At 43.6% G+C, this 13,995-nt stretch carries 17 protein-coding genes and 1 pseudogene; 7 read left to right on the top strand and 11 right to left on the bottom strand.

Annotated features, from left to right (window positions below; all coding sequences use genetic code 11):
• The 6 genes and pseudogenes from A3756_RS03000 to A3756_RS03020 form a co-directional block, all read right to left on the bottom strand.
• On the bottom strand, positions 1-331 hold a 331-nt coding region (locus A3756_RS03000; RefSeq protein ID WP_231875467.1), incomplete at its 3' end, for a PilX N-terminal domain-containing pilus assembly protein.
• A 26-nt stretch (positions 332-357) separates the two neighbouring features.
• The gene (locus A3756_RS03005; protein WP_068514576.1) at positions 358-1,539 is read right to left on the bottom strand and encodes a PilW family protein; all 1,182 of its coding nucleotides are present in this window, start codon (positions 1,537-1,539) and stop codon (positions 358-360) included.
• An 11-nt stretch (positions 1,540-1,550) separates the two neighbouring features.
• Positions 1,551-2,102: a type IV pilus modification protein PilV gene (gene pilV, locus A3756_RS03010; RefSeq protein WP_197469596.1), complete on the bottom strand. Its 552-nt coding sequence runs from the start codon at positions 2,100-2,102 to the stop codon at positions 1,551-1,553.
• Complete coding sequence (locus A3756_RS03015; RefSeq protein ID WP_231875468.1) at positions 2,093-2,662, bottom strand: GspH/FimT family protein; 570 nt, start codon at positions 2,660-2,662, stop codon at positions 2,093-2,095. Before A3756_RS03015 ends, pilV begins: the two co-directional genes overlap by 10 nt.
• A gap of 15 nt (positions 2,663-2,677) precedes the next feature.
• Positions 2,678-2,797 (bottom strand): annotated as a pseudogene (locus tag A3756_RS29160) (prepilin-type N-terminal cleavage/methylation domain-containing protein); the annotation flags it as partial.
• Between the two features lie 134 nt (positions 2,798-2,931).
• Complete coding sequence (locus tag A3756_RS03020; RefSeq protein WP_068552916.1) at positions 2,932-4,170, bottom strand: HD-GYP domain-containing protein; 1,239 nt, start codon at positions 4,168-4,170, stop codon at positions 2,932-2,934.
• Positions 4,171-4,385: 215 nt separating this feature from the next.
• Between A3756_RS03020 and folX the strand changes: the two genes are divergently transcribed.
• From folX to A3756_RS03045, 5 genes are all read left to right on the top strand, one after another.
• Entirely contained in the window at positions 4,386-4,754 is a 369-nt protein-coding gene (folX, locus tag A3756_RS03025) for a dihydroneopterin triphosphate 2'-epimerase (RefSeq protein ID WP_068514588.1), read from the top strand.
• 6 nt (positions 4,755-4,760) lie between these two features.
• Entirely contained in the window at positions 4,761-5,477 is a 717-nt protein-coding gene (folM, locus tag A3756_RS03030) for a dihydromonapterin reductase (RefSeq protein WP_068514591.1), read from the top strand.
• 126 nt (positions 5,478-5,603) lie between these two features.
• Positions 5,604-6,224, top strand: coding sequence for an FKBP-type peptidyl-prolyl cis-trans isomerase (locus A3756_RS03035; protein ID WP_068514593.1), 621 nt, complete (start codon positions 5,604-5,606; stop codon positions 6,222-6,224).
• Between the two features lie 191 nt (positions 6,225-6,415).
• Entirely contained in the window at positions 6,416-7,240 is an 825-nt protein-coding gene (locus A3756_RS03040) for a DUF2059 domain-containing protein (RefSeq protein WP_068514595.1), read from the top strand.
• A complete protein-coding gene (locus A3756_RS03045; protein WP_068514599.1) occupies positions 7,241-8,188 on the top strand; it encodes a VanZ family protein in 948 nt (315 codons plus the stop codon). It abuts the gene before it with no gap.
• Positions 8,189-8,203: 15 nt separating this feature from the next.
• On the opposite strand, the gene pgeF is transcribed toward A3756_RS03045, so the two are convergent.
• Complete coding sequence (gene pgeF, locus A3756_RS03050) at positions 8,204-8,974, bottom strand: peptidoglycan editing factor PgeF (RefSeq protein WP_068514602.1); 771 nt, start codon at positions 8,972-8,974, stop codon at positions 8,204-8,206.
• Positions 8,971-9,915 (bottom strand): 23S rRNA pseudouridine(1911/1915/1917) synthase RluD, encoded by a 945-nt coding sequence (gene rluD, locus A3756_RS03055; protein WP_068514603.1) that lies wholly within the window; start codon positions 9,913-9,915, stop codon positions 8,971-8,973. Before rluD ends, pgeF begins: the two co-directional genes overlap by 4 nt.
• Before the next feature lie 222 nt (positions 9,916-10,137).
• On the opposite strand from rluD, the gene A3756_RS03060 reads away from it, so the two are divergent.
• Both A3756_RS03060 and nadE read left to right on the top strand, forming a co-directional pair.
• A complete protein-coding gene (locus tag A3756_RS03060) occupies positions 10,138-10,965 on the top strand; it encodes an outer membrane protein assembly factor BamD (protein ID WP_068514606.1) in 828 nt (275 codons plus the stop codon).
• Positions 10,966-11,029: 64 nt separating this feature from the next.
• Positions 11,030-11,869, top strand: coding sequence for an ammonia-dependent NAD(+) synthetase (gene nadE / locus A3756_RS03065; protein WP_068513073.1), 840 nt, complete (start codon positions 11,030-11,032; stop codon positions 11,867-11,869).
• 10 nt (positions 11,870-11,879) lie between these two features.
• Here nadE and A3756_RS03070 read toward each other — a convergent pair whose 3' ends face one another.
• The 3 genes from A3756_RS03070 to A3756_RS27135 form a co-directional block, all read right to left on the bottom strand.
• On the bottom strand, positions 11,880-13,133 hold the full coding sequence (locus A3756_RS03070) for a methyl-accepting chemotaxis protein (protein ID WP_068514611.1): 1,254 nt from the start codon (positions 13,131-13,133) through the stop codon (positions 11,880-11,882).
• A 106-nt stretch (positions 13,134-13,239) separates the two neighbouring features.
• The gene (locus tag A3756_RS03075) at positions 13,240-13,656 is read right to left on the bottom strand and encodes a hypothetical protein (RefSeq protein WP_068552917.1); all 417 of its coding nucleotides are present in this window, start codon (positions 13,654-13,656) and stop codon (positions 13,240-13,242) included.
• 137 nt (positions 13,657-13,793) lie between these two features.
• Positions 13,794-13,995 (bottom strand): hypothetical protein (locus A3756_RS27135; protein ID WP_197481129.1); only part of this gene is annotated, 202 nt, incomplete at its 5' end.

Genomic DNA, 13,995 nt, shown 5'->3' on the forward strand with positions numbered 1-13,995 from the left:
TATAGCTGGATGCAGCTTTTGAGCCAGAAACTGCATAGTTAATACTCGAAGTGTGTTCACCAATAGTGCCGATTCCTATCGCCTCATCTAATTCTGTAGTGTCTTTGTCTATGATGACTTTATTGATCAGTCCACTTACGGCATTTTCTGCTGCTTGAAAAGTCGCGTTGTTGTTTTGTGCATTTGATGCCATTTTTTCCTGCATTATGGAAGAGCTCATTGACGCAACGCCTATAAGGGTCATCAGTAATAAAATAATTAAACTCACAACAAGTACTGCGCCTTTTTGGCGTGCTAAATTAAGAGAGCTTTGATGTTGTAAGGTCTTCATTCTATATACACCTTTTATACGTTTATTTATCGATTTCGTAACTGAATTGTTTGGCTGAACTCACGGCGTAAACGTCTATCTGGCTCATAAGTTACTGTTGAACCGAACTTGCCCTCGGGTTGGATTTCTTCACCGGGCAAAATATAGGTGGCGTCGTCATTATTCGTGAGCACCTCACGGGAACCGCTAACCAGTAGACCTAGCTGAATGCTTTTTACATATTTCATGTCTGTAACATTGTCTGCGGTAACATAACGAAGGCCGCTAATCACTTCACCGTCTGCGGTAACATGCTGAGGGTCGCTATTTAGTTCACCATATAAGATTTGCATGCTGTCGATACCTTCTATTAGCTCTTCAACATCAAACTCAGGGTTTGCCTTGTTTACCATTTTGTCTTTCGCTCGGAATAGGGCATTTATAGGTACGCCGGTTTCAGTTGTTCTGCCTGTGTTTGCCACGAAGTATATGGTTGATTCAAAACCCCTTACTCGAGCATTACGTGTATAAGGACCTATAAAGATGTCATCTGAATTTGTGATAAGACCATGTGATAGGGTAATAGTGGCTGTCGCTTCCGGGTCTTCTGAAATTCGAAACATATCAGCATTGTTGCAGTTAGCAATTACCGCGATATCAAACTGCTCAAACTCCATTTCATTATCGACGAGCACAACATCTTCATCACTCGTTACCATGTCTGCAGAGAGCTCGGCACTGTCAGTAGTTAGTCGCTGAACAACTAATATGTCGCTACCGATCAAAGCTTCTTTAGTAAAGTCTTCATCTTTGAAATAGTCACCGCGGCTGACACCAGTGACAGGGTCGATGTTTGCATCTTGTGCCCATGCTACAGAAGGGACTTCGAAGCCTGAAAGTGCGGTACTAAAAAAATCTGAGGTTGGGGGGTTATGGGCTCTGATCTTGATATATGCTTCTTCAGGGTCTGGGTTCATACAGCCTTGATAGCCTGCCATTCGAATATCTTGAGCAAGAAAGTTAAGTGCATGGCGCCCAGACTCCTGAATACGAGATAATTCACTAATAAATTTATCAGACTCTCGAGCATTAAAATAAATACTCGTAACACCGATGAGTAGCAGGGAACTAATGGTCATAGCGATCATTAGTTCAATTAAACTCAAACCGGCCATTCCTTTTAGCGAAGATAAAGGTTTTGTGTGGCGTGCTGTGAGATCTTGGTTCATTGTCTTCTCCCTTACAGCACTAAACTGACTGAAAAAGTTTGATCAGTGACTTGTTGGTTTTGCTCATCATCATTCCATTGAGATTCTTTCCAGCTAACTTCAATGGTAAAGAAATTGCCTAAACCACGTGCTATTGTACCCCTCGCATCAGGTAACAAAATTATCGATTCATCGGTTCCGTTTAGTCGCTGGGCCCATTCAAATAAGTCTGTATCTGCACGGTTTTGAGCGGTACAGCCTGCAACACTAGTGCTGCATAAAGGATTGGAAGGTGTTGTTTGACTTGAGTCAAAATCATCATATCTTCCAGCAATTGCTGCGACAGAGTTGGCTCGCATACGATCTGCGATATCATAAACGAGTATGGATGCTTGGGAGCGAAGGTAAGCACTTTGATTGTTACGAAGGCCTTGCATTTGTAAGCTGGCAACACCCAATAACCCAATCGATAGGATGACGATGGTTACTAAGATCTCAATAAGTGTGAAGCCTCGTTGAGTGCTCGGAGCTAGATATTTCATGGTGCCATAAGGGCTTGAATGAGTGTTCGTTATTATGGACATACGATATTTGTCCCCCGGTGGTCGTTAACAATGTTATCGGCCGAACTTTCTTCATCTCTTGCGACTCGAGTATGACCAATTGCGCTCATAACAATAGCATTAGCCTCTGTTACACCGCGTGAGTCACAAATGATAATAGTGCCTGATGAACCAGGAACTCCATTGGAATCAAACTGAATAAAGCCTGCATTGAGAAAACCCAGAGTACGCATTGTGTTGTCGCCAGAAAGCTGTTCGCCGATTCTGAGCAGCTCGTCGTTCGCTGTATCGAGTAGACCGTCACCATCTAGATCCTCGCCTGGATCTAGTATGTTGTTATCGTTTACATCTTCATTGAAATTGTTTAAAACTTGGTCGCCATCTAGATCTGACATGATAAACCAGCCTTCTTCCCAGTTATTAGTGTCGCACGCAGGGGACCCCGTATTGGTGCTTTTACTGGCGCAGAGAGTAATTATACCCCCTGGGCGCTTTGCTGCTTCACTTCGCCCATAGGCTAGCATACCAATGGTCGCATTCGTTTGGGAGGTGATACGGGCGTCTAAAACATTGCCTCTCATACCCGGTACCCCTATGGCAAGTAGGATTCCAAGGATTACAACTGTGACCAACAGTTCAACTAGCGTGAAGCCTTGTATTTTCTGTGGTGTAACAGATGTATTTATAAATGTTTGGGAGTTCGATAATTTTTTCATAATGTCATTAAACAGTTGAGGAGCAGAACTAACAAGCTCAAAGAGACAAGTGGTCGATAGTAATGATAGACGGTAATTCCGGAATTGAAATTGTGCGTTACATCTAATTTTCGGGCTGCTTAAAGCGCCTGAATTTATTGCAAGATATAGTCTTTTACGTCTACACCGTGAGTACCATTCGTAATGCCTTCCTTAATAGCATAGGGTTTACCATGCTTGTCTATCGGGTCTTTAATCAGATTAATTACGTAGGAAGAGCGGAATTTTTTATCGGCTGTCATGACCAGTTCAACTTTAGGGCGCAGACGAGAGTCAGCGTTCGCTGATACGACGATGCCTACTTCACCGTTGGTCATTTCGACCAAAGTACCCGGAGGGTAAATGCCTACCATACGAATAAACGCTTCAACCAGCTCGGAGTCGAAGTGCTTGTCTCGTTCGGCGTAGAGAATTTTTAAAGCATCAAAGGCTGGTGAGCCGTCTTTGTATGAACGGGTACTTGTGATTGCATGATAAACATCGACAATTGATACCATGCGTACAAACTGATGGAGGTAAGCTGCACTTAGTTTTTCTGGGTAGCCCTTGCCGTCGATACGTTCGTGATGAAAGTGTGCTGTATCCTTAATTAGTTTGTTGACGCCTTGTTGTTCGTCTAATAGTTCTTTGCCATACACCGAGTGCTGTTTCATTATGTCATATTCGATGCGTGTTAGACGGCCTGGTTTGTTCAATATGTCGTCTGGTATTTTAGTTTTACCAATATCATGTAGCATGCCGCACAGACCGATGGTTTCTAGCTCGTGCTCTTTTAATCCAATGAAACGCCCGAAGGCAATTGCTAATATACCGACGCGCAACGAATGCTCTGCTGTATACTTGTGCTGTTCTTTTACCTGTGTAAGCCATAGTAGGGCGTTAGCATTATTTAGAATGCTGCTGACGCAAGATTGAATCGCTTTACGCGAAGCATCCATATCAAATGATTCACCATTGCTCAGGCTTGTTAATACTTCATCGACATGGTCTTTGGTTTTTTCATAGCTTAGTTTGGCTTTGGGTAGTTCATCGTGGATTTCGAGTTCTTCACGAAAACCGGGGTATTGTTTCTCTTCCTTGGCTTCAACGGTGCCTTTACCTGATTCAAGCCAAAACTCTTTTTCAATTTCAATATAAACAAATACACAGTGTTCGCGGAGTAAATCGATGTGGTCTGGTGTCTCGATAGTTAAGCCTTGAAGCAGTACTGGTACTTCAGTCCAGGGTCTGTCTAAACGAGTGACATGCATGCCTATTTCTAATGAATCAGCAGGGAGCTTTACTTCGATAAGAGACTTAGTCTTGTCTTGTGAGGGTGGTGTGTATTCAATCATTTCTTAGTGTGCAAGTTACCAGGAATCACGTTACTAGGAATAAAAATTTATTTATGCTGTTTAATGGAGCTTAGACGCAAAAATAGTATCTGACCAATTTGGATGTATTGAGCTTAGCATTGAAAATTCTGTTTATATCATCCCCAGATATTTACGCTGCTTCGATTTAGGTCTAAGCTCGGTGGGTTGGAATAAGAAATATAAGGCTGTTTTTAATGGTTGTTAATAACGCGATTATCAATATTACAAATTTGCGACTTCGAACTTATATTGGGTTCAATCCTGAGGAACAGGAAAAGCAACAAGATATTATTATTAATGTGGAAGTACATTATCCTGCAAATAAACTGTGCCTGGAAGATAGTGTTGAAGATGCCTTGAACTATAAACACATTGCAAAAAGCATTATTAAGCATGTTGAGGATGGTCGCTTTCTATTATTGGAAAAACTGGTGTCAGACGTGTTGGGTCTTTGCAGTGAGCACTCTTGGGTGAGCTATGCGAAAGTACGAATTGATAAACCTCACGCGCTACGTTTTGCTGATTCAGTTTCTCTCAGTCTCGAATATAGGAAGCCGGAGTAGTGTTTTATGAGTAAGTCACCTGTTTTGATCACTGGTGTAGGCAGGCGCATTGGCTTGGCGCTGGCGCTTGATTGTTTGGCCAAAGGGTATCATGTGATCGGTACCTATCGAACTAGCTACCCGGAATTGGTGAAGCTGAAGGATATGGGAGCTGAGTTATATCAGTGTGACTTTCAATACCCTGAGCAGGTGAGTCAGTTGATTGATGCAGTAAGTGCAAAACATACATCGTTAAGAGCAATTATCCATAATGCCTCTGATTGGTTGCCCGATAGCAAAAATCGGGAAGATGATTTAAGCACTATCCAACAAATGATGAATGTGCATGTCAATATTCCTTATCACTTGAATCTGGCACTTGAGCCCTTGCTCAGGGCCTACCCGGATGGCATTGCCGATATCATTCATATTACCGACTATGTTGCAGCTACCGGAAGTAAAAAACATATTGCTTACGCGGCAAGTAAGGCTGCTGCCGAGAATCTCGTCTTGTCTTATGCTGCAAAACTAGCACCAGAGGTGACTGTTAATTCAATCGCGCCGGCGCTAATTATATTTAATGCGCAAGATACACAAGCCTATAAAGAAAAGGCGCTTAGCAAATCTGTTATGGCGAGGGAAGGGGGCGTTCAAGAAATCCTACGCGCAATTCACTACTTGCTGCAAAGTGAGTACATGACAGGCCGAAGTATAGAACTCGATGGTGGGCGGCATTTAAAATAAAGCGTGGCCTGTTCAAAAATAATTCAATTGCCCCCTTTTATTAGATAAAAACGTCCTTATATCTTTGTGCAATCAAACATTGTTTTGATCAAAACTTATTAATCTTACGAATTTACAGGAATCACTATGTCGGATTTAGATTTATCCACAAATGAGGCGAAAGCATCATATGGTGTTGGTCTTCAAATGGGCCAACAATTAGCTAACGTCTTTAACGGACTGTCATTAGAAGCTGCTATTGCTGGCATCAATGACGCATTTTCTGGCAAGGGGCCACAGATTCCTGGCGAAGAAATTAATGCGGCGTTTCAAGTGATTCAGACTCAGGTTGAAGCAGAGAAGCAAGAGCAAGCTAAGAAGTTTGCGGGTGAAGGTGAAGCTTTCTTGGCAGAGAATGCTAAGCGTGATGAAGTGACGGTTCTAGAGTCCGGTCTTCAGTACGAAGTAATCACTGCCGGTGAAGGTGATATACCAACAGCTGAAAGTGTTGTAAGCACTCACTATCGTGGTACCTTGATCGACGGTAAGCAGTTTGATAGCTCATATGACCGTGGCGAACCAGCTCAATTTCCTGTTGGTGGCGTGATTGCTGGTTGGACTGAAGCACTTCAGCAAATGAAAGTGGGTTCTAAGTGGAAGCTATACATTCCATATCACCTTGCTTATGGCGAAGCAGGTGCTGGCGCCGATATCGGCCCATACCAAGCTTTGGTATTCGATATCGAGTTGCTAGAAATTGTTGGCTAGATAAATAGCTTTCCCTCATGCGTCTCGCTACGCATGAGGTTCAATATCTTTATACTCTCCCCCCCTCAAAGCCTTACCCTTTGTTAATCCTGCTCCCTTTCTCTGGGGCTATGATATTCTTGCATTAACTGCTCTTGGCAGAAAATTATTTACTGATTTCAAATGGTCAGCGCTTTCCAAAGGAATTTTCCATGAACGCATTGGTAAACAGGGCTTTAGCCTTCCTATTACTTGTATTTGTTTCTCACGCCGCACCCCTGATGGCTAAAGGTTTGAGTATCGAGGAAGCGAAGCAGTTTCTTCATGACTCTGGCTTGAGTGAGTTGATTGCTTCTTTGCCTGATTCTATGGGGCAGCAGCTTGATATGAAACGTTTGTCAGTCAATAGTTCCGTCAGTTTTGAAAAGACCAGTGCGGCCGTGACTCATGCAGCGAAAAAGGTTGATGGTGAACAGATTGCAATGGTTTATTTGAGTCAGGATCAGCGTGCTGAAGATTTGTCTGATGCGATTAAGTTCTTGGCTTCTCCCTTAGGTCAACGCATCAGTACAGAGGAACGGGCGGCCAGTACACCAGAAGCTCAGCAGAAGATGCAACGCTATTTTCAGGAGCAAAGCTTCAAGTCTGTTAAGCAGGATAGAGCGCAATTGCTAGAGAAGCTTTCTTTAGCTCTGAATGCTGATAAGGTTGTTATTCAGCTAATGAAAGGCGTGTATTTTTCGGTTTTGGAAGCGGTTGCTGTTATTAATCCAAATAAGGCAGCTGCTTTAGAAGCTCGTATGAATCAGGAGTGGCAGAGCATGGAACCAATGCTAAGTCAGCAGTTTTCCGAATTTATGTTGATGGGCGCAAATTACAGCTATCGTAATTTGAATGATGAGGACCTCTCTGCCTACATTACATTTTTAAAGAGTAAGCCGGGTCAGGCGTATTGGCAGGTAGGTGTCGATATTGTCGATTTGTATATTCAAGGTTTTGTTTCTGAGTTGGTGTCCGGGCTTTCTAGCGCAAAATAAATGTTATTTGATATAAGCCTTCAGACTATTAAGCAAGCACTGCCAAGTGGCGTATTACTACTCGCTTGCTTATTGTTCTTCAGTTTGTTGCCTTCTGAAGGTTTGGTTTATCCTCATTTGATCAACTCTGGCCATGCTTTGGTCTTCGGTTTAGCGACCTATCTGCTGCTGGTTTTTTTTGCTCAGCTTCGGCCCTTAAAAGAGCTGATTTACCTTCTTTTATTTTGCCTCTCGTTTGGTTTGTTGGTTGAGCTGGTTCAGCCTTATGTAGGCCGGGAGCGTAGCTTAATAGACTTTGTTTACGATGTTTTTGGTTGTTTGGCTGCATTGCTGTGGTATCTCGCTCGATTTCGAAGTACTAGCAGAAGCCGGAAAATGATGATGCAGGGAATAGCTTTGTTTTTGATTTTGGCAAGCCTGCTTTACCCAGCTTATCGATGTTATGTGAAGCTGGAGGCTGATCGCTTATTTCCGGTGATCGCGAACTTCGAGAGTTTTGGCTGGGCTCAAATTGTGTTAGCAAAAAATGGCAGTGAGCTTGAAGTTGTCAAAGCACCTGGTGACTGGGCTAATGAATCTCAGGTTGGAAAGCTTCGCTTTAATAAAGATGCCCTCTATCCCGGAATGCGTTTCGCCTACTTGCATCGAGACTGGCAGGATTATGATCGACTAAAATTCGAGATCTACTCTGAAGCACCAGAGACGCTAAATGCCGTGCTGCGAATTCATGATATGAAACACCAGAATCAATATCATGATCGCTTCAAGACTAGAGTACGTATTGCTCAAGGTCTGAATCAATACAGTATTCCCTTAGATAAGGTTCGTGATGGCTTACAGACCAGAAAAATGGAAATGGGACAGGTTGTAGATCTGATGCTTTATATGTATAAGCCGAAGCAGGAGTTGACGGTTTACATTGATAATATTCGTTTAGAATCTGATTAATTCCTTACCCAAACTCTAGCGCAAGAAAATCAGAGAAGCCATACGACCCGAGACTTGGCCATCACGGCGAAAAGAATAGAAGTGTTGGTTTTCAAGAAAGGTGCAATGCGTGCCGCCATAAATCGCGCTGACTCCAATGGCTTTTAGCTCAATCCGGGCAAGTAGGTATAAATCTGCCAACCATTTTCCTGGTTCCTTTCCCGGGATAAAGGCTTGAGCGGCTTCGGGGTCTTTGTTACAAAATGCTGTATAGACATCGTCGCCAACTTCAAATGCCTTTTGGCTGATTGCCGGGCCAAGCCAGGCAATTACTTCATTGGGTGAGTCAAAGCTTTCTACAGTCTTAGTTAGGATGCCAGAAGCTAAGCCTCGCCAACCCGCATGTGCGGCAGCGACTTGCGTTGCCTGTTTGTTGCAGAACAGTACCGGAAGGCAGTCGGCCGTCATAACGACACAGGCTTCTTGCTGCTTGCGAGTATAACTTGCGTCTGCTTGAGTGCTGATAGATGAGCTTTCGGCCTGAACAAGAGTATTACTATGTATCTGCTCCAGCCAATGAATATTCTCTGCATTTAAGGCGCAGTGGGACGCAAGTACTGTCCTGTTGTGTCGTACAGTTTGTTCATTATCGTTGACGTGTAGGGCCAAGTTAAAGTCTTGGTAGCTGCTTAGCTTGCTATCTGGCATCGTGTCGGGAGCCAAGCGAGACGTAGTAAAGGCGACTACTTGACTCGCGACGGGCCATTCAGGTTTTAACCATGTTGTAGGTAAGTCGCAAGGGCTCATTGTTCGCTTAGCACCGCTAGTAAGTTTTGCATATCTTCAGGTAAATCGACTTCCCAGCTCATCTCCTCACCAGTTTGAGGGTGAATGAGGGTTAATTTTTTAGCATGCAATGCTTGTCGTTCAAATTGCCTAAGTTTATTTTTTACTTCATCGCTTGCACCGGCTGGAAGTTTCATTCTTCCTGCATAGGTGGTGTCCCCTATAAGCGGGTGTTTAATATGTGCCATATGGACGCGAATTTGATGGGTTCGTCCAGTTTCTAATTTAACGCGTATGTGAGTGTGAGCGAGAAAGCGTTCTAAAACGCGATAGTGAGTCACCGCATGTTTGCCGAACTGGTTGACGGCCATCTTTTTGCGGTTTTTAGGGCTGCGTGCAATAGGCTCGTTGATGGTTCCGCCGCCCGTCATGACTCCTGCAGCGATAGCTTCGTATTCTCTGCCCATTTCGCGACTTTGAAGTTGTTCAACAATATGGGCGTGAGCTGTTAGTGTTTTAGCGACCACCATTAAACCGGTCGTGTCTTTATCCAGGCGGTGAACGATACCGGCCCTGGGAACGGCTTTGATATCAGGAAAGTGATGCAGCAAGGCGTTAACTAAAGTGCCTGAGTGGTTACCGGCGGCGGGGTGAACTACCATTCCAGCTGGTTTGTTGATGATCAGAATGTCTTCATCTTGATAAACGATATCAAGCGGGATGTCTTCAGCAAGCCACTCTCCCTGACTTTCAAGCTCGGCTTTCACTTCAATGAGATCATTTATTTTGACTTTGTCTTTGGACCGCGCGATTTCTTCGTTTACGCGAATATGGCCTTGTTTAATCCATTGTTGCAGGCGTGAGCGAGAATACTCAGGCATAAAATCAGCAATGACCTGATCTAAACGCATGCCAGATAGTTCTAATGGAACAACAAAGTCAGCTTCAATAATTTGGCTCATAAGGTCTCGATATGTAAAGAAATCACGGGATAGACTGAATAATTATGACTTATAAGGGAGTTGAAACCTCAAGTTTGATTATTTGTCATACACGCAAAATGTAAAATATGAAATAATGTCGGCTATTATAACCTCACCGAGAGCATCTCTGGTGAGCATTTATTAAAATGTGTAGAAAACGAATACCATTTTCCAATTATTCTCAAGAAGTCTTATCCAATTATGCGTTCACACTTTGCACTCGTGATTTCTCTGGTAGCAGTCCTGTTTCTTTCTGCTTGTAGTTCCACTCCGAAAAAAGAATCGACAGAACAAGAGTTGTATGATGATGCTAAACGAGCGATCAAGTTAAGGAACTTTCCTCAAGCAACGATCGCTCTAGAAGAGTTGGAGTCCCGTTTCCCCTTTGGGCAATATGCTGAGCAAGCTCAGTTAGATTTAATCTATGCGCGTTATAGTGGGCTAGATCTAGAAGGCGCGATTCTCGCTTCCGATCGTTTTATTCGTTTACACCCTCAAAGCCCGAGCGTGGATTACGCGTATTATGTACGAGGAGTAGCGAACTATCATTTGGATATCGGTGTTTCCAGTCAGTACTTTTCGTCGGTTGATATTACCTCGCGTGACCCGGGGCATATGCGTTTGGCCTTTAAAGATTTTTCTGAACTGTTAATTCGCTTCCCCGATAGTAGCTATGCTGCAGATGCGCAAAAGAGAATGATACAAATCAGAAATCGTCTTGCGGCTTATGAACTGCATGCTGCACGATATTATATTAAACGCCAAGCCTATCTGGCAGCGGCAAACCGGGCGGCCTATGTTGTTAAAGATTACCCCGCGTCGCCAAGTGTCGAAGAGGCCTTAATTATGATGGTTTCGCTTTATCGGTATTTGGATCTTCCTTCACAGGCAGATGATGCTTTGGCTGTGTTAAGAGAAAACTTTCCAAAAGGTAAAGGCTTTGATGATGGCGGCGAGTTTGTGGCGATGCATAAGCTTGAACATAGCCGCAGTCTATTGAGCGTCATATCGTTTGGTTTATTTGAGTAAGGATTTTCTTTAATTGAAAGGCTCTTACAAGGGCACTGTTTTTATAGAAAGGTTGGTTAAGAGAATGAGTCTACGTCAGCAAATATTGCAAGAAATGAAAGTTAAGCCTGAGATAGATGTTGAGCAGGAAATCAATACGCGTGTTGCATTTATCAAGCGGAAATTGAAAGATTCAGGTTTGAAAACTTTGGTGCTTGGCATTAGTGGTGGCATCGACTCTTGCACCTGTGGAAAGTTGGCGCAAATGGCCGTTGATCAGCTTAACCAGGAAAATGCTCACCCTCATAGCTTCCAGTTCGTTGCAGTACGGCTACCTTATGGCGAGCAGGCTGATGAGCATGATGCGCAGCTATCAATTGACTTTATTCAACCAAGTCACGCAGTTGCGGTAAACGTAAAGTCAGCTTCCGATGCAATCCATCAAGAGGTGACTGCAGCACTGGACTCGGTAGACCAGTTACATGCTTCCGATCAACGTTTGGACTTTTCAAAAGGTAACGTCAAAGCGAGAGAGCGGATGGTTGCCCAATATCATATCGCCGGTATTTTGGGTGGCTTGGTATTGGGAACGGATCACTCTGCAGAAAATATAACCGGCTTTTTCACCAAATACGGTGATGGTGCAGTGGATTTGATCCCTTTGTTTGGTTTGAATAAGCGTCAGGTGCGTGCTTGCGCAAGCTTTCTTGGCGCGCCAGAGGCTATTATATCCAAGGCCCCAACTGCAGATCTTGAGTCCAACGAACCGGGCAAGAAAGATGAAGACGCATTGGGTATCAGCTATGATCAAATCGATGATTTTTTGGAAGGAAAAGAAATCGAAGAATGGGCTGAAGAGCGCTTGATGAAGATTTATCAAAGCACCCAACACAAGCGCCAGCCTATTCCTAGTATCTACGACTAAGCCTTAGGCCTTAGAATAGAACAGATTCATCTGTATCTGACTGGCTAACTTCTTTTCTCTCTTGACGGATTTTGGTTCTACGGTCTGTAGAGCTGAGAACCTCGTCGATATGAATTGAAGATAAATTAGCACTGATGCTGTCGGATAACTTCTTAAGGTCTTCGCTGGTAATCGCCTGAAGGGAGTTATGCTGCAAAGCTTCGCTATTCAATTTGCTGATCGCATCAGCAGAGCGTTTTGACTTTTCTTCTGTTTCACACTGTAAGGCCATGGCGTCTTTGATCTTTTGTGCCAATAAAATAATGTCTTTGATAGCCCGCTCCGTCTTACTTAAGCCTTCTTTCGAGGATTGGGCACTTCGAACGGTTATTTGAATGTCTTTCTGGCTGGACTGCATAACACTGGAGGCATCATGTGTGCTCGTGTGGATGCTATCGACGATACTTTTTACCTGTTCGGCTGAACTTTGAGTCCTCTCGGCCAGTGAACGTACTTCGTCGGCAACGACGGCAAAACCCCGACCTTGTTCGCCTGCACGGGCTGCTTCGATTGCTGCGTTGAGTGCCAGTAGGTTAGTTTGCTCTGCGATGCTGGTGATCTCGGTGATAATCTGGTTGATCTGGTCGCTATCGTTACGCAATTTATCTAATACTTCATTCGACTCAGATATGCGCTTTTCAATGGTATCAATTGAGGAAGTTGTTGCATGTAGGTGCTCGCCAAAGCTATTGAGCTCGCTATTCATTTCGAGAATATGATTATTGATATCTCCAATGTCATGTTCGATGTTTTCGGTCGCCATGACCATATTATTTATTGCTCCACTCAACACGCCGCCGTGATGAGATTGCATCATCGTATTCTGGCTCATGGCACTGTAGGTTTCGGTTAATTCTGCGCTCATAGGGAGCAAGCGGGAGGCTCTAAGGTGAATCCCCTGTATAGCCTGCTCAGCATTGCTCAGGCGCTGATTCAAAATTTCAAATAACTCTTTGGGCGCGCCAGACATGTTTTGGGTATTTAATTGCGTCGAGTAAGAAAACTTCTCTTCGAGGTTCGCTTTTAATGCAGAGATTCCTGCGTTTATGGGTGAAATAACTATTTTTTGATACCAAACCAAAGACAATGTGCAGCATATCAGGGTAGTCAAGATATACGCTAGTAAGCTGTTTTCGGTGCTAGCGCCTACAAACCAATAACTTAAAGGAAAGAGAAGAGTTGCCGGTAAGATAACCAGGCAGTTGTGTGCTGAGAATGCTTTCATTTGTGGTCTTTGTATTGTAATGGAGCTGAATAAGCTTGTTTCTACCCCTTAGCATAGCTAATAACCACAGACTTACCATCTCGAAGAAGCGGTTTGATTACTGGGCTTACAATAATGTGATCAAGGTAAGCCACATAATGTAACCGTAGCCAATTGTCGCGGGTAAGAAGCCTAGAAGAATGCGGGCTTTATCGCTAGTCGACTTAGGCTTAGCCATGTGAGGTTTTATAGCTAGCACAATGAAGCCGAAAGGGTTGTACAGTGCTCCAAAGCACGTGGTGTAAATGACCCAGCCGGGTAGTTCTAGGCTAAGCTTTTCATTCAAATAATAGCAGGCTACCAGCAATAGGCACATCAAGATGTAATCAATATGCGCTCGGATAAGCTGGTGGCTAGCAGGAAATAGACGCTTAAGTGCTTTTATATCAGCGTAAAGGATAAAGGAGGCTAACCAAGCCAAGGCAAGAGACAGCAGTAAGGAAAACGCTGCGGTAAGTAATAAATAGTCGGCTACGTTAGTCATTTAGTATTCCTCTGATTAGGTGTCTTATAGTAACTCAGGGAATATGTTTGGAATATACAGTGCTTGGGAAAGACAGTTTCTACCATTAGAAATTGTGACAGGAAAGGGCTCATTGAATAGAGCCCTCTTACTTTTTGTTAGCTTGAGCATTCTTTAGTGATGCGTTCTCGGACAGTATCGAGCAAAGTGTCGTCACGCTCGTATTCGGTGATGAGTTCGTCAAAGGCATCAAAGTTATCGTCGGTTAAGCCGTACTGGTCTTCAATTTTAATGAGTTCAGCTTCTTTCTTTTGTAGATCATTATGAAACAGTATCTCGGCGCATTGATAGCGTACGCTA

Source organism: Oleiphilus sp. HI0086 (genome assembly GCF_001635225.1).